The following is an 18,348-nucleotide window of genomic DNA, read 5'->3' on the forward strand; positions in this document are numbered from 1 at the left end:
CTTCTCCTCCTTAAGACCCCATACTATGTTTATCCGATTTGTACTCCGTTGGTGTAACACCAACATTTTTCTTAAATGCGCGACTAAAATAGTTTGGATCTGCGTAACCGATCCTGCAACAGATTTCCTTCATGCTATAATCTGTTCCTATCAGTAATTCTTTTGCTTTCTCAATTCGTACGTTAGTGACGTACTCAATAAAGTTCTCTCCTGTTTCCTCCTTGAAGATCTTACTAAAATAATACGGACTGATATCTACCTCCCTTGATACGTCATCAAGAGAGATGTCCTTGGTGTAGTGGGTATTAATATAATGTTTTGCCTGACTGACTACTCCGACAGACTGTTCTTCTAATTTTACTACGATTCTCCGACATGCTTCTGTTAGTTTATCTACAAACCATGTACGTAAAGTATCCAAGGAATCCAGTTTTTGTAATGTTGGCAGGTATTCCTTTCTCGATAAAAAATGATAGGTCATACCTCCACTTAGATAAGCAAGTCTTTCCGCCCATAATACCAGTTCCAAGACTTTTAACTGAATATCGGTTTTATGGGAAGCAAAATTTTCTTCCATCCAGTCAAAAAATTGATTTGCAGAAGTAATTGTTCCATTAAGGTCTCCTTTTTCCACCTGCTCAAATATCCGTTTTTCAACATCTACTGGGTAATTGTCTGCATACAAACATTTGATTGGTAAATCGTCCACATGTGCAACTGCATTGGTTGTGTCAATCAGCGCAGTCAATGCTTCGTTATAGGAAACCAGTGTATCATGGAGATGGCGAATGGAACCAATTCCAATTCGGAAGATTACATTCATCCGTTTCTTCAATTTTCTTACTAATTCTCTGGATTTCTCGATGATCTCAATTCGTTCATTGTATTCGAAATGTTCCTTTACAGTAGGGTGATACATCGCAATCTTATTCGCCATTACAGAACCCACCAGCATCTCCGGAAAATATTCTCTCACAGTTTCTCGTATATCCCGATAACTATTTTGGATTCGTACACTGGTTCCAACTGCATTTGTCATATGATTCCCTTCTTGTCGTTCTCCACATACCAAAACTGCCATAAATCCATACTCTAATTCAATCCCTAGTAACTGACGGTAATTCAAGATATCTTCTTCAAAATACTCTTGAAACATCATCGTATATAAAAATCCATTTTCAATGATGGGAACGACCGTTTCCAATTTTTCTTTTACCAATAGTTCATTGCTTCTTTTTTCTCGTTCCTCATCAATAATACCCATCGCTTTTTTTAGTACGGAGACAATCTTATTGCGCTCAATCGGTTTGTTCAGATAATCCATAACACCCAAATTGATTGCTTCCTTGGCGTAATCAAATTTATCATAGGCACTAATTACAATAAATAGGATATTGGGATTAAATTTCTTAATTTCCCTCATCGCTTCAATCCCATTGATTCCCGGCATCTGAATATCCATAATCGCGATTTCAGGTCGAAACTGATCGGCTCGTTCAATTACACTTCTTCCCGTTTTTGCTGATTCAATTCTACAACTTTGTCCAAATTCTTTTTCAATGATAAACTTTAAGGAGTCAATAACGATTCCTTCATCATCCGCTATCATAATCCGATACACCTCAAAACACCTCCCAGAATATTACATGTTTGGTACTCGAATGATCACTTCCGTTCCTTTATTCTCCCCATCACTCTGAATCTTCAGTACCTCTTCATCATGGAAAAATAACCGCAAACGACTGATCACATTATTCAATCCTACACCATTGGAATCCTTCCCCACATCTGATTCTCTTAGTTGATTATCAAAGATAGCATTGATCTTCGTTTGTGACATTCCAACTCCATTATCTTTAATGCTAATGCATAGATATTCTGCTTTCTTATATACCGATAAATGAATGAATCCTTTCCAGCTGATCTCACGAATACCATACGTTATACTATTCTCAACTATTGGTTGTAACACCATACTTGGAATTTGTATATTCGATAATCGTTCTTTCATATCTTCCTGAATGTCTTTTTCATAATGGATTTCACCAGAAAAGCGTACATTTAAGATATAGATATAATTATCTACTAACTCTAATTCTTCTAAGATTGAAACACATTCTTTATCTTTCTTAACGTTATAGCGAAAAAACTCTGCGACATTTTGAATGTATGCATAGGTACGATCCGCTTCTTCCATCATTGCCAGTTGCGCACCCGCATTCAGGGTATTAAATAAAAAGTGTGGATTAATCTGTGCTTGTAAGTAGCGAAGCTGTGCATCTTTCAGATGTGCTTCCATCATCAATTCTCGCTCTTTCATCTCCCGTTCTTTTTCCATACTGTCTTTTAATTGGGTTATGTATATATTCAGAGAACGTACCATCTTATTAAATGCTTTTCCTACTACCGCGATCTCGTCATGCGTCTTCACTTCAACCAATTGATGATCCAAATTACCTAATGCAATCTGGTTGGCTGTCTCCGCTAACCGTCTAATGGGATTGGTAATTCCCTTGGTGATGATGGTGATAATAACAATATTGCATACTGCAATAAGCAGCAAGACCGATACACTCACATATTCCGTATAACGCAATGACATGGACATATTCTTATAATTTACTACATTTTTAGTAAACTGTTCATTATTCAAGCTATAGATATAGGTCCGAATGTATTCATAAAGTTCCGTTGCACGCTCATACCAAACTTTGTATTTTTCAACAATTCGACCACGCTTTGCTTCAATTGCCTGGTTGGTACTATCTAGATAGTTGTTTGAGATATTTCTTATATTCTTTTCCATCTGCTTAAGTGGATTGTTCGTCGTTGCATTGTTTAATTTTTCAATCTTGTTCGAATATTCCTGTTCTGCTCGAAAGTACTCCTCCATGGCATGGGAGGTTTTCGTATTGAGGTAATCAGTCATATTAGCCTGCACTTCTTGCAAGGATTCCGTCAATTCATTAAGATTCACATTGCTTTGATAAACCATATCCAATCGTTGAATCATTTTGTTGATATTATAGTACATATATACATTCACGAGAAGTATAATGATTGTTGTTGCAATAAACGATACAAGTAATTTTGTTTGTAAGGTGATCCGTAAGGTTCTATTCTTCAATCGATTCACCTCCTAAATATTCCTGTACATTATCTGTATAAATCAATGTAGTGTCTACCGCATAATAATTACTCACATGACCCATTTTCTGGAATTCTTGTAATGCTTCCATACAGTATTCTCCTAATTGCTTCGCATCAACAGAAACTGTCGCAACGATCACATTTCGCTCGATGGCTTTCAGTATTGTCTCTGAATCATCATAGCCTATAATGTTAATGCTTCCCACTTTATTATAATCCACTACCGCCTGGTATACGCAGCTTGTATTAATTTCATTCATGCAAACGATAATATCTGGAAGTTTCTCTTCACCCATGAAGATATCACGTATTGCCTCCTCTGCTGCAAATGCACCTTGACTATTTAGCGCCTTTACTTCAATTTGTATAGGATTGGTATCCTGCTCATCCTCAATAATTTCCTGTATGGATGAATACACCATATTCTGGCTCGTATCTTTTGCATTGGCATCAAACAAGACCATAACTCGTACTGGTGTAATGTACTGATTTGCTATATTACAAATCTGTTTTCCATACTCTCTTCCCAGATTGTAACTACTAATTCCCACAAAACTTTGTCGCTCACTTTGTGGATTATCTTTCATTGCCGTAATCACCGGAATCTGTCGATTTACAGCTTCGTTGATCAATTCTGTCATCTCAGCAGACTCATTTGCTTCTAAAATGATTCCATCCACATCTGACTCAATCGCCATACGCATTAACTGCTCCTGTGAATATTCCTCACTTAGATTTGCTCCAAATAATTCTAGATATGCATCTGCATCATTGGCTTTCTCGCTGGCAGCCTGATATGCCGTATCCCAAAAAGAGGATTTTCTATCGGATGGAATCAATACATAATAGTTCTTATACTTCCGATACCGATCTGCCTGCTGTAAAGAAGCGGTACTTCGATTCATCTGCATGCGAAAAAATAGGATTCCTCCAATCGTACATACCAACATAAACAAAATACAGAATGCGCCTGCTATGATCAACCGTTTATTGGATTGTCCTTTATCCCACATCTACTTCTCACTCCTACCTTTGCTTCTTCTTTCTATTCTACCATCGATTCCTATAGCAAAAAAGAGGATATTCTTATTAGAGGACAAGAATGTGCTAATCGAATTATCGAAAATTCATTACTGTTTCCCCATCTGTTAATCCAATATAGGATTTTGAAAGAACAGCATCTATAAAGTCCTTAATCGAATGAAGTCGATGATCAAATAACATTCCTCCGCCAAATAGATTGGATATATGCATATCGGAGCCAGCTGTCATTGGCAAGTTATACTTCTTTGCATATGCAATCGCTTGTTCATTGAAAGCAGGATCATTATGACTCCTACTTTTTGAATTGGAGTGTGTTGCATTGATTGCTTCAACCCCATCTACATATTCTGGATACAGTCGAATCTTTGGAATGTATGGTTCTTTTCGAAATGGATGGGCATGTACAACAATCCCACCACTTGCTTTCACAAGGGCATACTGTTCTTCTATTGTCACGTCATGTAATTCTTCATGAGCTAACATCCATTCTTTATCCAAGCCATAGATTAAAAATTCTGTTCCTTGATAACCAGCTTCCCAGCCAAAGAATACATCCAGATCGATTTCTTTGCCTGCTTCATACGCCTGCTCATATCCTTTGGAAAATTCCTGTACCCAATCCTGCCATGGTAATGAACGATCCACACAAGTATTCCCTCCCCAGTTGTGATTGGTAACAATAATTCCCGTATAGCCTGCTTCTTTGTAAGCATATGCCATCTCTCTTCCTGTGTTATGTGCACATGCACTTCCTTCGTTTGTATGTAAATGTGTTTCGTATAAATATTGTTTCATCGGTTTTCCCTTTCTATGTGACTTGTTCCTATGCCATTTATGTACTACATATTGTTTAACACGTTGTTCTTGCACAATAAACTACGATTTTTGAACCCCTATGAATTGGGCTCTTACTTCTCAATTATAGCCTAATCCAATAACATTTCAACCGTAATTCCCCAATGAGTCCATGAACAAGAAAAAACCTTTCTATCAACAAGAGGAACGTGATTTGTTCCTCTTATAGATAAAAAGGTTATTGGCTTACATTTCTTCTGTCATAATTATATCTTCTGCTTTTTCTTCCTTCGTACGATGCTTTAAATCTCGTAGTTTCCCATTGGTTAATAAAACACCTGCTGTTACTGCTGTAAATGGTGCCACCGTGATTAATCCAAAGCTTCCTATAATGGTATGAAGTATTTCTGCTGCTACATACTTATAATTCAATATATTATAAATGGGTGTTCCCTGCGCCATGAAAACCATTAGTAATGCAATATATCCACCAGAATAGGCAAATAATAACGTTGTTGTCATTGTTCCCATCGCAGCTCTTCCTACATGGATTCCTGAACGAATGGCTTCCAATGGGCGAATGGTTGGACATTTCTCAATTACTTCATTGTCTGCACTGGTGATGTCTACTGCCAGATCCATGATTGCCCATAAGTGAAGTCGCTGCTAATGCACCAATTAATGCGAAGCTCATTATTTTCTTTTTGTTGTCTTTAAAAAAACGAAACATAAGATTCCTCCCTATTATACAATGTTTTCCATCAACACCCTGTTGACTTACTGCCATCATAAGGAATCTATATTAAGACTAGTTCCCTTTTTCTGTTAAGTTCTTGTAAAACTACTCCTCCGGTATCTGTCTTACATTCCAACGAACCAATAAGGTTACTACAAAAACTGCAACTCCCGCAAATAGCAATAAGGACCACAATCTCTCACGAAACAGTTCCAATAAATTTCCGAACAGGAGTTGTCCTAAAGGTATGCAGCATGTTGCAAAAGCAGAACCAAAGGCAAGTACTTTACCTAGCTTCTCTACAGCAACTGCCTGATAGAGGTAAGCAGCAGTTAATACATTGGCAACCCCAAGTACCCCCATGATCAGCATTCCTGCTCCTGTGAATACAATCGTACTTTGCAAAGCGTTTAAAAGGTCTGTCCCAAAACCAAACAAGGTCCCCGCCATTAGAAACATAGCAAGGGCTGTCAGGTATAGCAATCGATGAACCCGTTTGATATGAAATTGTCTTGGTTTCCAACCAATTAAGGCACCACCAAGGATCATTCCTAGTGCAATACCCCCCTCTACAATTCCATATACTTCCGATGACAACCCAAAGGTGATCTTGATCAGATAAGGGGCTACTACACTGAATACAGGAACAAGGAAGAGATTATAAAATCCAGAAAAGAGTAACATTCGAAAAACAATGGGATTTTCATAACGAAGGAATTGATAGCTTACCTTCATGTCCATAAGGAAAGCTTGGCGAAATGAACTATTACGCGTAACTTTTTTATGAGGAATCTGTAGTAGCAATTCCATTCCTGCCGAGAAAAAGAAACTAATCAGATTAAAGATGACGACTCCCCTTATCCCCAATACACCATATAAGACGCCAGCTAAGATTGGTCCAAGGAAATTACTAAGCGAAGCAACCTGTTGAATAATCGCATTAGCACGTACCAGCTCCTCTTTTGGTATAATTAGAGGAATACTGGTGTTCACAACTGGTTGATAAATAGTAGCAATGGCTGATAAAAGGATCATAAGGATTGTAATTACAAGCGTCTGTTCATCACAATGTAAACCTACTGTGACGTAAAGCAATAATAAACTTCCACTGAGTAGGTCGAGGAACACCATTGCCTTTTTCTTATTCCCACGATCTGCTAGCATCCCTGCAATTGGAGCAAGTACTACTACAGGAATCATGGATAATGCCAGAATCGTTGCAAAGATTGCCGCTGATCCTGTTAAGTCCAATAGGTAAAGTGACAAAGCAAATCGCTGAATGGCGTTACCAAACAGCGATATGATTTGTCCCAATACCAATATAATAAAATTTTTGTGGTATAACTTTTGTGTCATGTCATCTCCTTCTTGTAAACACAGTTGTCCAACGAATCCATTTTTTAAATGGAAAAATCCGTACAGATTGGGTATGTTCCACTCTCATCGAGCTGTAGTTTTGCATGAATTCCATATAGCTGATGAAGATTTTCCTGGGTTATCACATCTAGTGGTTTACCTTCGAATACAACCTTGCCTTCTTTTACCCCAATTATATGATCTGCAAATTTCGTGGCATTGTTTAATTCATGTAATACCATAATAATGGTGCGATCCTGCTCTTTGTTCAATTTCTGTAAAAGCATCAATATCTCCAATTGATGCGCCATATCCAAATAGGTGGTTGGTTCATCTAACACAAGAATCTCGGTTTCCTGCGCCAATGCCATAGCAATCCAAGCTCGTTGTCGTTGTCCACCAGATAAACGGTCTACTGGATGATTTGCATACGCTGCGATTCCTGTAACTTCCATCGCCCAGTTTACTTGCTCCATGTCCTTTTGCTTTAACCCACCAAGGGCACTTTGATAAGGAAAACGCCCATAGGAAACCAATTCTTTTACTAGTAAACCAGCCGGAACTACCGGACTTTGGGGAAGAACTGCCATTTTCTTGGCAATCTCCTTAGGTGCCTGTTCTTTGATGCGTACTCCTTCTAAATAAATTTCTCCTTTTTTAGGCGTAAGAATTCGAGCGATTGTTTTTAACAAGGTGGATTTTCCACAGCCATTTGAACCAATAATCATGGTAATCTTTCCTTTTGGTATCTCCAAATTCATATTTTGAATGATGTACTTTTGCTCATAAGCAACATCTAGATTTTTTACTTCAATCATTTTTTCCTCCATTGCTTCTTTTAATAATCCAATTTTCTTATGCTTCCTTCATCATCAAATATATAAAATACGGAACACCAACAATAGAAATCATTATTCCAGCTGGTATCTCAATAGGAGAGAACATATTCCTTGAAAAAGTATCGGCAAAGATCATGATCATACTGCTGATTAACGCTGCAAGGGGAATCTGTCTGCGATGAACAGGACCAACCAGACGTTTTGCAATATGTGGACCAAGCAACCCAAGGAAGGCAATATTACCTGCTACAGAAGTTGCTAATGCCGCTAATACGATTGCAAAAAAGAATAAGATTCTCCTCTCCTTTTCCACTTGAACACCTAACCCCGTCGCAATTTCATCTCCTAAAGAAAGCACATCTAAAATCTTTGCTTTGTGCAGAATTGCAACTAAGAATACCATAACTCCAGGTAAGATCAACCAAAAGAACCGCCAGCTGCTCCCCCATAAGCTACCACTTGTCCAAGTAAGAACCTGATTATAGTCTCCTCTTGACATATTAAGTTGATAGAGGGAAATGAAGGCATTAATTCCAACGTTCACACCAATTCCCGTTAGTATTAACCTTGTAGGTGAAACCCCGCGTTTATAACTTAAGAGATAGATGGCAATTCCACTCATGCATGCACCAAAAATCGCAACAACTGGCATAATGTATAGTGCACTAGCCCCTATTGCATCATAGTAATTGGTTGTCTTATTGGAGATGACCAATACTACCATAAGTGCCGCTCCTGCATTAATTCCAATCATTCCTGGTTCCGCTAATTCATTTCCTGTGACAGTTTGCAAGACACTCCCCGACGCAGCAAGACAAATACCAACCAACAGTGCAATCCCGATGCGAGGCATCCGAATATCCCAAATGGTTGTACTTTGCAACAAGTTTCCTTTCCCCATAATCGTTTTATAGATATCAGAAAGGGAAATCTGATAGGTTCCCCATGATAATGCCAACAGTAAGATACCAAGGAAAACCAGGCTCAATACGATATAGGATCTACTTCTTCGTTTTTTCATCCTACTTTCTCCTTTCGTATCATAATAATAAATAGCGGAACGCCAACAAGTGAAGTAAATAAACCAATTGGTGTTTCGTAAGGTTGGTTAATAAGCCTTGCAAGTACATCTGCCCAGATTACTAATGTTGCTCCTGCTAGAAAAGAGATTGGCATAATCAATCGATAATCCTGTCCAACAATCTTACGAATTATATATGGAACGATTAATCCAATAAATGCAATATTTCCTGCAACTGCTACGCATACGGCACACATTGGTATGATTAATAGCAATGTCCACATACGAATCTTCACTGGATTTTCTCCCAATCCAATACAAACTTCCTCTCCTAGATTTACGATATTAATCTTTGGTGCGAAGAAAAGTGCTATAATTGTCGTGATTCCACCCACTACGAATAGAAGTTTCACACTCGTCCAAGTTGCCGAACGAAATCCTCCTGCTATCCAGAACGCAATATTTTGAGACTTGTTCGTCAATAAGGCGAGAATTGTCGCCATAGAGATGAAGAAGGTACTTAATGCCGTTCCCGCCAATAATAGACGGGACAAATTCATATTCCTAGCACTTTTCATACTAAATCCTAATACAAGAAGTCCACTGATCATCGCTCCAAGAAATGCTGCCATTGTATTTCCCATTGCTCCATATAGAAAGGGACTTGCACTTGCCAACGCGATGGAAAAGGTTGCTCCCTGTGTAATTCCCATCAAGGAAGGTTCTGCTATGGGATTTCTCGTCACGCCTTGCATCATCGCTCCCGTAATACCAAGAATACCGCCTACTAAGGCGGTACTAATTACTCTTGGTATTCGAACATCTCGGACTAGTTGCATCTCTAATACATCTTCATAATGAAAGATACTATCCCATATCGTTTTGATTGGAATCTGTTTTGCACCAGCTAAGATTGCAACGAATAGCCCGATCATTGCAATTCCACTACAGATCGTACAAAATACGATTGTTTTCTTATTCATTGGCTCCTGCTAATAGTGATTCCACTTCTTCAACAAATGCAGCACGACCAATTGGGCTATAACCTTGATTAAAGTAAGGACTTGCTGGTAATTCAACTACATTACCGTTTTTAACAGCTTTTGTTCCATTCCAGATACTACTATTTTTTAATGCAGTTAAATCTTCTTCTGTAGCAATGGCAAAGATGTGATCTGCATCGATTTCTGCTAATCCTTCATATGTTACTACTGGTAAACTTACATTCTCTTGAGCAGGCATTCCTTCTGGTTTTGCTAATCCCATATCATCATAAAAGATTGTTCCTAACCCAGCACTGTCGAATAGGAATAAGCTTCCACCACTTGCTAAGAAGGATAAGTATGTGTCTTCTTCTCCATAGGTTTCTTTGATTCGTTTTCCTACTTCTTCTGCTTTTGCCAAGTATTCATTAATCCAAGTAGTTGCTTTTTCTTCCTCACCAAATACGTTTGCTACATGGCGAAAGTCTTCTTTCCAATCCATTTGTTTTAATTCAATCATAACAACAGGAGCGATTTTTGATAATTGGTCATACATCTTTTCCTGTACAGTTGAGATTACAATCAGATCTGGCTCTAAAGCGATGATTGCTTCTACATCCATTTCTGCTAACATACTATAACCAAGAATCTTTGCATCTCCTAATACATCTTCTAGATAGGTTGGAAACTTTGTATAATCATATCCATCACTATTTGCTGTACCGATTACATCATATCCTAATATAGAGAGAATATCACTTGCTCCACTAATATCAACAATTCTCTGTGGTGCAACAGGAATATCCACCTCACCTTTCACATCTTTGATGGTTCTTGTTCCAGTTTCTTCTCCTATATTCGTTCCCTCTGTTGCCTCTTCTGTTGTTTCTTCTGTTGTTTCTTCTTTTGTTCCTTCTGTTTGTCCATTGGAATTTGTGGCATTCTTATTCCCACAGCCAATCAGACCAAATGCTAATGTTACTACTGTCATTGCAAGTAATATTTGTTTCTTCATCTCTTTTTCTCCTTTTTGTTCTATTTTCAATAAAGAATTGCCTTTTCTTTTCATTTTTGCTAGAATAACAAATGTTTTTTTAGCCTACCAGCAGTTATTCATAACTAACTTACATGAATTATATATAATATTATTTTATGAAGCAATACTTTCACCCGATTTCATTATTTCGACACCTTTTTGCATTATTTTTATTCTACTCATTATGATTTCTACTTACTCGTGTACTTTTTTGAGTTATCCTATTAAGAGTAGTTATTCTATTTGGGGTTATCTTTTAGGCTTACTCTCTTAAGGTTACAATTTAGGAATAGTATTTGTGAATAAACGTGGGTTACTCTTAATTGGGGATAAGATTTTAGAAAATGCCTATAATGCTATTCATAAGGTATATTTTTTGTAAAGGAGTAAAAATTATGCAAACAATCGTTTCTTCTTCTGATGAATTTCGAAGAACCGTACTTCAGGAACTAGCATTCCAGACAGAACCACATAAAAATTATGTTCACTATCATAATCCAGAGAAACCTTCTCTTGGACAGCTTCTACTGTATGAGCGAACTGGCTGCTATACCTTTGCTATTGCTGATTTCACCATTCCTCATCCTTTTCAGATTACATTTGATAACCCGGAACATCTCATTCGCTTTGGGATCGTCTACTTGGGCTCAACCAATTATAAATTAGAAAATCAATCCGTATCCTCTTTTAAGCCTTCCTCCTTTTTTGTTATAGAAAAAGAAATCCGTGGGCGGCAAGCCTGGTCCAAAGGAGAACACTACAAAGGTGCTGAGGTTACGATTTATGAAAGCTATATAAAGAACTACTTAAAAAAAACGTTCTCTATGGAATTTGACTATAGCAAATTCATAGAGAACGTAACATATCCTTATCTTCCTGTCGAAGTTATTACAATCTTAGAAAAGATGCAACTGCTTTCCTCACAGGAGAAACTTAACACGATCTATCTTGAAAGTTGTATCCTAGAGTGTATTGCCATCATCAGCCAAACAATGGAAACAGCTATGGACAATGCTTTCACCAGACAGCTGGATTTTGAAAAAATAACTATCGGTAAAAATCGCACCCTTATACTTTCTGCTTCTGATCTTCGCTCTATCGTGAAAGCACAGGAAATCTTAACAAGCAACCTGCAATCTCCACCGACAATCGAACATCTAAGTGAATTGGTATTTCTAAATCCCCAAAAACTAAAAGCGGGGTTTTCTTACTATTATCATATGCCAATTGGACAATATATCACATCCCTGCGTATGTCTATGGCTGTTAAACTTTTACGTACAACGGAACTAAGTATTGCAGAGATTGCCTCTCAGGTAGGGTATCCCTACACCAGTAATTTTATTAAAATCTTTCGTAAAACCTACCATTGCACACCATTGGCCTATCGACAGAATCAAGAAAACAAGGCATTCCTATAATTTGAATTGACCAACCACTTGGCTGAGATTATAGGCGATATCTTCCTGTTTCTTTGACATGGTAGAAACTTGATCAATGCTTTGAGAAACTTCACCTACCGACTCCATGATCTTGCCACTATTTTCTGCTGTAAACTGTGCAGATTCAGCTATCGTTTGTATTGCAAGACTTACTTCCCTCATGATTCGCTCAATTCCATTTCCCATATCCGCCATCTGTTCTGATATTTCTTCAATATAATCTGCATCGGTATTATATTGATCTGCTACTGTTACGAATTTCTGGTAATCTGGAGTAACCGTCTCTTTCACAAATGCAAGAAGCGTACTTGAATTACCTGTTAATTCATGAAAAGCGGATTCAATCTCCTGTATTGTAGTTTGAATCTCTGTTACAGTAACTGCTGTATCATTGGCAAGACGACCGATTTCTGATGCAACAACGGCAAATCCACGTCCTGCTTCGCCTGCTCTGGCAGCTTCAATAGAAGCATTTAAAGACAATAGATTAATCTGTCCAGCAATGTCAGAGATTGCATTTGCCATCGTACCGATGGATTCCACAATCTTCGTGTTCTCTATGCTCTTACTTAACTGCTCTTCGTATTTCTGGGACAGAGTACTCGCATATTCATAGGATTCCTTACTTGTTTTTCCGATTTCACTGGCACGTTGCTTAATCTCACCAGACATATCTTTGCTCTTTTGGATCTCAGTAGCTAATACACCAACTGATGCGTTCACTTCTTCTGTGGAAGCATTTACTTCCTCTGTTGAGGCGCTCGTTGACATCATTGCTTCGTTCACTTCCCGCATATAATTCTCAATGCGACTGAATTGTTCAAGTAACTCATTTGCCGATTTATTCAGATTAATACTTGAATCATTGATCTCATCTGCGTGTTCTGCAATATTCTTGATTACATACTTATTACTAGCATACATCTCGTTCAGTGAATTTCCCATTAATCCTAATTCATCTTTTGTCTTAACATGAATCTCTTGAACGGTGAAGTCACGATCAGCCAAAGAACCTGCGAATCTCTTAACGCGGTTGACACTCTTAGATATTCCTCGTATCTGGACCAATACCATTACCACAATAAGTACCGTAGCTAATAAAGCTACAAAAGACAACTTAAGTATAAGTCTATTCACAGGATCTTTTAATTCAGCCGTAGGAATCTGAATCATCAACTTCCACCCTAATTTCGGAATGGTTGTAAAATAGAGATTGTACTTTTCTCCATTCTGTTTGTATGTAGTCATTCCTTCTTCCTTTGCTAAGATTTCTTTTGCCGCACGGGTAAGGGATGTATTCTTCTCGTCCGTAATACGTACCCCTTCTTCGGCTTTCTGTAAATCATCACAATAGATATAGGTTCCTTCACCAGTCACCAACATCCCCTTTCCGTCTTTGCCAACGGATATATTACCAATCAATTCTTGAATCGTGTCAAATCGCATATCTACCGTGACACACCCTATGTACGTTTGGTTTGCATCAAAGATTGGTGTAGAGCAAGAAGACATGATCGTATCTAATGTCTCATCATAATATGGATTTGTAAATACTGGTTCCTTACTTGTCTTGGCATTCTGATAATACTCCTGTGAGAAATAATCATACGTAGAATTGCTGTAATCATAGGTAATCACAAAGTTATCTCCATCTTTATAAGCATAAGGGCCAAAATACTCTTGTGTTGTTTCAAATACATATGGTTCAAACCATAATCCACAACCCATAGCAAGGTCATTTGCTTTTGCGAACTCCAATAACATTGTCTCATAATTCTTTTGATTTTCCGTCTGATACGTTACTCCCACTGCTCTTGCAATAGAATCAGCAAGAATAGATATAGAATCCAAACATTTCTCTATACTTTGTAACTGGCTGGATAGTTCTGAATTCATTTCTCGGCTAATCTGCTGATTAATAATCGATTTACTTGTTTCAGCGCTAATCGTTGCTAATAACGTCATTGCAATCAGGATTACCGGCACTATAAATACTAACATTCTAATACTAATTTTTTTAAATTTCATAGAGTGACACTTCCTTTCCTATTTTTTCATTTGTTTCTTTTTTTTAAATATTTTCTCATATATAGTGTTATTTGATGCTATTTACACTATTAGTAGTATTAATTTTACCATATAATACATATATTTCAAATATAAATAGATAATTATTATATTTCGATAATATTTTCAATATATAGTGGATTATTTTCTGATAAAATGGCATATATTGTACTATAATTACATGTTTTTACCAGTATTTATTCTTCTTTCCTTTCTCTGTTTCTCCTCCTCTTTAGGAGAAAGAGGTCGATTATGATACAGAGTACTCCCTCTACTGCAATGACATACAATAAGATATCAAGATTTGATGAGAATACAAATATCTTTGTATGATCCATTTTATTCACAAAGAATGAAATCGTTTCATTCACGTTTCCTTTGCCTCTTGGTAGATAGCAATTTCGATATTCCTTCTCTTCTATTTGGTAACTTACATATATTCCAGGTTCCTTATTAACCAAAAGTGCTGACTGCTCCTCCCTATGCAAACTCTCTTCTTTTGTGACTATCTTCGTAATTTTTCCTTGAACGAGTGTTGCATTATATTCCATGATCATTTGAAAAGCAATACAATAACCAAAAAAAGACAAACATAGGATTCCTATATATAGAAATAAATGCGAACTAATTTTCTTCTTCTGTTTTCCCATCATTTTCTCCTATTTCCTTTTTTATTAATCCTATACATTCCTGATTGAACCTTGTAAATTATAGTTTTCGAATAATACTTGAACTTTATGCAGAGAAAATAGATTCAGGTGATTTGCTACCTATTAAATAATAAGTGAATAAGAATAGATTTTTATAAGGTGTACTAATAGCATTCTGAAGCCTGTCTAATATTAGAGAAAAATAGCGAATTTTTCTATCTTTTCGTTGCAAAATCTTTAAAAATCAGATATACTCATTTTGTCAAATTTATGTATAGGAATGTAATAATCGTTATATTCTTTCATAATTTAGTAACTTAATTTACTTTTTTGTTACTAGTGGCAATTCGCACTGTTTCTAAAATTAGGAGGTCAATTATGGAAAAGTTTTTCAAACTCAAGGAAAATGGCACGAACGTATCAACCGAAATTCTTGCCGGACTAACCACTTTCTTCGCTATGGCTTACATTATCATCGTGAATCCAAGTGTACTATCTCAATCAGGTATGGAATGGGGTGCTGTATTCCTAGCAACCATCATCTCTTCAATCGTTGGTACGCTGATCATGGCATTAGTTGCTAATGTCCCTTACGCACAAGCTCCAGGTATGGGTCTCAATGCCTTCTTCGTATATACGGTATGTTTTGGACTTAAATTTTCTTGGCAACAAGCATTATCTATGGTATTCATCTGTGGCTTGATCAATATACTTATTACTGTGACTAAACTTCGTAAATACATAATCAAAGCAATCCCAAGAAGCATGCAAAATGCTATTGGTGGTGGTATTGGTATCTTTATTGCTTATATTGGTTTAAAAAATGCAAATATCATTAACTTTACCAATGATACTGGTGCAGAAGTTGGCATTGGTGCTTCTGTACACGGATCTCAAATCGTTCCAACTTTATCTGGTTTTAAATCTTCAGAATTAGCTGCAATTTTAGCTGTAATTGGTCTTGTTATTACGGTAGCACTCCTTATGTTAAAAGTAAAAGGAGCAATCTTTATTGGAATTATTGTAACTTCATTAATTGGTATTCCTATGGGTCTTACGAATGTTGGTGATACAATCAACTTTAAGGAAGCATGTTCAGCCCTTCCTTCTACATTTGGTGTAATCTTTACAAAAGATGGTCTTCCATCCTTATTCTCCGATTTATCCCAACTACCAATTGTTTTAATTACGATCTTCTCTTTCAGTTTATCTGATACATTTGATACAATTGGAACATTTATCGGTACTGGTCGTCGTAGTGGTATCTTCAGTGAAGAAGACGAAAAATCAATGGAAACAAATTCTGGATTCCATTCAAAGATGGACAAAGCTTTATTTGCAGATGCAACTGCAACATCAATCGGTGCAATCTTTGGTACATCGAATACAACTACTTATGTAGAAAGTGCTGCTGGTATTGGTGCTGGTGGACGTACAGGATTAACAAGTGTTGTTGTCGCTATCTGTTTTGCACTTAGTGCATTCCTTGCTTCCTTTGTAAGTGCAATTCCATCATCAGCTACTGCACCTGCGTTAATTATTGTTGGTGTTATGATGTTATCTTCATTCAAAGAAATTGCTTGGGATGATTTAAGTGAAGCAATTCCTGCATTCTTTGCTGGTATCTTTATGGCTCTTTGCTACAGTATCTCAAATGGTATCGCAACAGGATTCATCTTCTACTGTATCGTTAAGGTATGTAATAAGAAAGCAAAAGACGTACACCCAATTATCTGGGTTGTATCTGCATTATTCATTCTGAACTATATCTTATTAGCCTTTATTAATTAGTTAGTATCATACGGAGTCAATTGTACAGTATTGTAGAATTGACTCTGTATTGCTATATTTATTTGATACTTTTCACTTTTCATTTATGTTGATTCCTTTACCAATCAACATAACAACAAAACCCCTTAACAAGTTCAATCTGCTACTCAACTCACAGATTACTTGTTAAGGGGTTTTTGTTTTCTTGTTCGTCTACGCGAATAATAACATACTTCTATTATTCTGAAAATCTTTGATAAACACGTCTTATATATCCAATCGCTAGTATACGGATTAGTAAACTGACAATTGCTAGTAAATCGCCTAGACAAATTGCAATAAAACATCCAATCGCATTCACACACAGTAAGAATAAGACAAGTCTTATGGTTTTCTTTGAATATGAAAAGAGCACACACATACAGGAGATTTCAAGAAGTGCCATTACAATACTATAGATTACAGCATACATTGGCTTTTCATTCGTCGCATATGTAGACGTCTTTGTAAATAGATAGCGGTAATCTAGGTGCTCCAAGCCTGGAATCAAACTCTTCAATAATCCCAAAATTCCTCCAACGATCAATACACTGACGATTAGGATTACCACTTTATTCTTTTTCATTCAACACTCCTATCTTTACATTCCTCATTTGCAAAAGATTTTATATCGGCTATAACCTCTTCAAACGTATACTTTTTACTTTCTAACCGGATACAATGATTTGTAAGTAGTTCCTTCATGATACGGTCTTCCATTTGCATTCTTCTTGTAAAATGATCAACTAAATCTTGAAATGTGCTATACTGGTGTACTTTCCCATAAGGTGATTGATTTAGATACTCCATCATCATTCGATACCAGACTTCTTCCCCCTGTTCATTCACCCGTTCTTTCTTAATCTGCTCAATTGTTGTCTTAATATCTGTTGTCTCTAGGCGAATCAGCAAAAAGGAATTCAGATCCACATGCTCCAATAACTCTTTATAGAATGCAAAAATTTTCTCTTCCTCATATTGTTCATATAGCAAAAGTTCTTCAACGATATTTTGAAAAAAGGAACATTCAAATAGTTTCCCTGTTTCATTAAATCGTTGAAACCGACTCATAACAATATCATGAAATTCTCCTCTTGTTCTTCGTCCATTATAGATTTCAAATTGTTCCATGTAGGAGTAAAAATCCGGTTCTTCCGTTCGGATTTTGGTATAGGTAACAACTTTTTTCTCTCCTTCATCAATGGTATTCTTTCGAATTTCCTCTTCAAGCATTGGAAATAACCTAAGTGCTTTCTCATACTCGTCCTGATTCATGTAAGAACACCATGCCAGTTCTACAGGTGACCAATCTCCTTCTCGAAAACATTGATACTCTGGCAATGCTTCATTCAATCGATTCAATAGCGTTGTTTTTCCGCAACCGGGTATCCCTTCTATAAATATATTCTTCTTCAATTCA

General features: G+C 36.9%; 17 protein-coding genes. 2 read left to right on the plus strand and 15 right to left on the minus strand.

Features of this window, described 5'->3' with window-relative positions; genetic code table 11:
• Positions 1-10: 10 nt before the first annotated feature.
• The 11 genes from HBB17_RS19110 to HBB17_RS19160 all read right to left on the minus strand — a co-directional run bounded on the left by HBB17_RS19110 (position 11) and on the right by HBB17_RS19160 (position 10,939).
• Positions 11-1,621 (minus strand): response regulator, encoded by a 1,611-nt coding sequence (locus HBB17_RS19110; protein ID WP_167959102.1) that lies wholly within the window; start codon positions 1,619-1,621, stop codon positions 11-13.
• Positions 1,622-1,642: 21 nt separating this feature from the next.
• Positions 1,643-3,127 (minus strand): sensor histidine kinase, encoded by a 1,485-nt coding sequence (locus HBB17_RS19115; RefSeq protein ID WP_330588294.1) that lies wholly within the window; start codon positions 3,125-3,127, stop codon positions 1,643-1,645.
• A complete protein-coding gene (locus tag HBB17_RS19120) occupies positions 3,117-4,163 on the minus strand; it encodes a substrate-binding domain-containing protein (RefSeq protein ID WP_167959105.1) in 1,047 nt (348 codons plus the stop codon). The genes HBB17_RS19115 and HBB17_RS19120 overlap by 11 nt, the downstream gene beginning before the upstream one ends.
• A 103-nt stretch (positions 4,164-4,266) precedes the next feature.
• The gene (locus tag HBB17_RS19125) at positions 4,267-4,989 is read right to left on the minus strand and encodes a PHP domain-containing protein (RefSeq protein ID WP_167959106.1); all 723 of its coding nucleotides are present in this window, start codon (positions 4,987-4,989) and stop codon (positions 4,267-4,269) included.
• 246 nt (positions 4,990-5,235) lie between these two features.
• Complete coding sequence (locus HBB17_RS19130) at positions 5,236-5,631, minus strand: YibE/F family protein (RefSeq protein ID WP_167959107.1); 396 nt, start codon at positions 5,629-5,631, stop codon at positions 5,236-5,238.
• Positions 5,594-5,779 (minus strand): hypothetical protein, encoded by a 186-nt coding sequence (locus tag HBB17_RS19135; protein ID WP_167959108.1) that lies wholly within the window; start codon positions 5,777-5,779, stop codon positions 5,594-5,596. The genes HBB17_RS19130 and HBB17_RS19135 overlap by 38 nt, the downstream gene beginning before the upstream one ends.
• 51 nt (positions 5,780-5,830) lie before the next feature.
• A complete protein-coding gene (locus tag HBB17_RS19140; protein WP_167959109.1) occupies positions 5,831-7,081 on the minus strand; it encodes an MFS transporter in 1,251 nt (416 codons plus the stop codon).
• A gap of 44 nt (positions 7,082-7,125) precedes the next feature.
• A complete protein-coding gene (locus HBB17_RS19145) occupies positions 7,126-7,899 on the minus strand; it encodes an ABC transporter ATP-binding protein (protein ID WP_238483812.1) in 774 nt (257 codons plus the stop codon).
• Positions 7,900-7,936: 37 nt separating this feature from the next.
• Positions 7,937-8,941 (minus strand): FecCD family ABC transporter permease, encoded by a 1,005-nt coding sequence (locus HBB17_RS19150; RefSeq protein ID WP_167959111.1) that lies wholly within the window; start codon positions 8,939-8,941, stop codon positions 7,937-7,939.
• Complete coding sequence (locus HBB17_RS19155; RefSeq protein ID WP_167959112.1) at positions 8,938-9,924, minus strand: FecCD family ABC transporter permease; 987 nt, start codon at positions 9,922-9,924, stop codon at positions 8,938-8,940. Before HBB17_RS19155 ends, HBB17_RS19150 begins: the two co-directional genes overlap by 4 nt.
• Positions 9,917-10,939, minus strand: a complete 1,023-nt coding sequence (locus HBB17_RS19160) for an ABC transporter substrate-binding protein (protein WP_167959114.1) — start codon at positions 10,937-10,939, stop codon at positions 9,917-9,919. Before HBB17_RS19160 ends, HBB17_RS19155 begins: the two co-directional genes overlap by 8 nt.
• A gap of 416 nt (positions 10,940-11,355) precedes the next feature.
• Here HBB17_RS19160 and HBB17_RS19165 point away from each other — a divergent pair, with 416 nt between their 5' ends.
• Complete coding sequence (locus tag HBB17_RS19165; RefSeq protein ID WP_167959115.1) at positions 11,356-12,381, plus strand: helix-turn-helix domain-containing protein; 1,026 nt, start codon at positions 11,356-11,358, stop codon at positions 12,379-12,381.
• Here HBB17_RS19165 and HBB17_RS19170 read toward each other — a convergent pair.
• Both HBB17_RS19170 and HBB17_RS19175 read right to left on the minus strand, forming a co-directional pair.
• Positions 12,376-14,430, minus strand: a complete 2,055-nt coding sequence (locus HBB17_RS19170; protein ID WP_167959116.1) for a methyl-accepting chemotaxis protein — start codon at positions 14,428-14,430, stop codon at positions 12,376-12,378. The genes HBB17_RS19165 and HBB17_RS19170 overlap by 6 nt on opposite strands.
• 236 nt (positions 14,431-14,666) lie before the next feature.
• On the minus strand, positions 14,667-15,122 hold the full coding sequence (locus HBB17_RS19175) for a hypothetical protein (RefSeq protein WP_167959118.1): 456 nt from the start codon (positions 15,120-15,122) through the stop codon (positions 14,667-14,669).
• A 375-nt stretch (positions 15,123-15,497) separates the two neighbouring features.
• Here HBB17_RS19175 and HBB17_RS19180 point away from each other — a divergent pair, with 375 nt between their 5' ends.
• Positions 15,498-16,910, plus strand: coding sequence for an NCS2 family permease (locus tag HBB17_RS19180; protein ID WP_167959119.1), 1,413 nt, complete (start codon positions 15,498-15,500; stop codon positions 16,908-16,910).
• Positions 16,911-17,127: 217 nt separating this feature from the next.
• On the opposite strand, the gene HBB17_RS19185 is transcribed toward HBB17_RS19180, so the two are convergent.
• Both HBB17_RS19185 and HBB17_RS19190 read right to left on the minus strand, forming a co-directional pair.
• Positions 17,128-17,514 carry a hypothetical protein gene (locus tag HBB17_RS19185; protein WP_167959120.1) on the minus strand — a complete coding sequence of 129 codons (387 nt, stop codon included), beginning with the start codon at positions 17,512-17,514 and terminating at the stop codon, positions 17,128-17,130.
• On the minus strand, positions 17,511-18,344 hold the full coding sequence (locus HBB17_RS19190; protein WP_167959121.1) for a P-loop NTPase family protein: 834 nt from the start codon (positions 18,342-18,344) through the stop codon (positions 17,511-17,513). Before HBB17_RS19190 ends, HBB17_RS19185 begins: the two co-directional genes overlap by 4 nt.
• Between the last annotated feature and the right edge of the window lie 4 nt (positions 18,345-18,348).

The sequence above is a fragment of the Anaerosporobacter faecicola genome (genome assembly GCF_012070565.1).
Lineage (GTDB): Bacteria > Bacillota > Clostridia > Lachnospirales > Lachnospiraceae > Anaerosporobacter > Anaerosporobacter faecicola.

Coding starts and splice junctions, on each gene's coding strand:
- HBB17_RS19120 (WP_167959105.1), bottom strand. CDS start 4,163: ATGTGGGATAAAGGACAATCCAATAAACGGTTGATCATAGCAGGCGCA.
- HBB17_RS19125 (WP_167959106.1), bottom strand. CDS start 4,989: ATGAAACAATATTTATACGAAACACATTTACATACAAACGAAGGAAGT.
- HBB17_RS19130 (WP_167959107.1), bottom strand. CDS start 5,631: ATGGATCTGGCAGTAGACATCACCAGTGCAGACAATGAAGTAATTGAG.
- HBB17_RS19135 (WP_167959108.1), bottom strand. CDS start 5,779: ATGATGGCAGTAAGTCAACAGGGTGTTGATGGAAAACATTGTATAATA.
- HBB17_RS19140 (WP_167959109.1), bottom strand. CDS start 7,081: ATGACACAAAAGTTATACCACAAAAATTTTATTATATTGGTATTGGGA.
- HBB17_RS19145 (WP_238483812.1), bottom strand. CDS start 7,899: ATGATTGAAGTAAAAAATCTAGATGTTGCTTATGAGCAAAAGTACATC.
- HBB17_RS19150 (WP_167959111.1), bottom strand. CDS start 8,941: ATGAAAAAACGAAGAAGTAGATCCTATATCGTATTGAGCCTGGTTTTC.
- HBB17_RS19155 (WP_167959112.1), bottom strand. CDS start 9,924: ATGAATAAGAAAACAATCGTATTTTGTACGATCTGTAGTGGAATTGCA.
- HBB17_RS19160 (WP_167959114.1), bottom strand. CDS start 10,939: ATGAAGAAACAAATATTACTTGCAATGACAGTAGTAACATTAGCATTT.
- HBB17_RS19165 (WP_167959115.1), top strand. CDS start 11,356: ATGCAAACAATCGTTTCTTCTTCTGATGAATTTCGAAGAACCGTACTT.
- HBB17_RS19170 (WP_167959116.1), bottom strand. CDS start 14,430: ATGAAATTTAAAAAAATTAGTATTAGAATGTTAGTATTTATAGTGCCG.
- HBB17_RS19175 (WP_167959118.1), bottom strand. CDS start 15,122: ATGATGGGAAAACAGAAGAAGAAAATTAGTTCGCATTTATTTCTATAT.
- HBB17_RS19180 (WP_167959119.1), top strand. CDS start 15,498: ATGGAAAAGTTTTTCAAACTCAAGGAAAATGGCACGAACGTATCAACC.
- HBB17_RS19185 (WP_167959120.1), bottom strand. CDS start 17,514: ATGAAAAAGAATAAAGTGGTAATCCTAATCGTCAGTGTATTGATCGTT.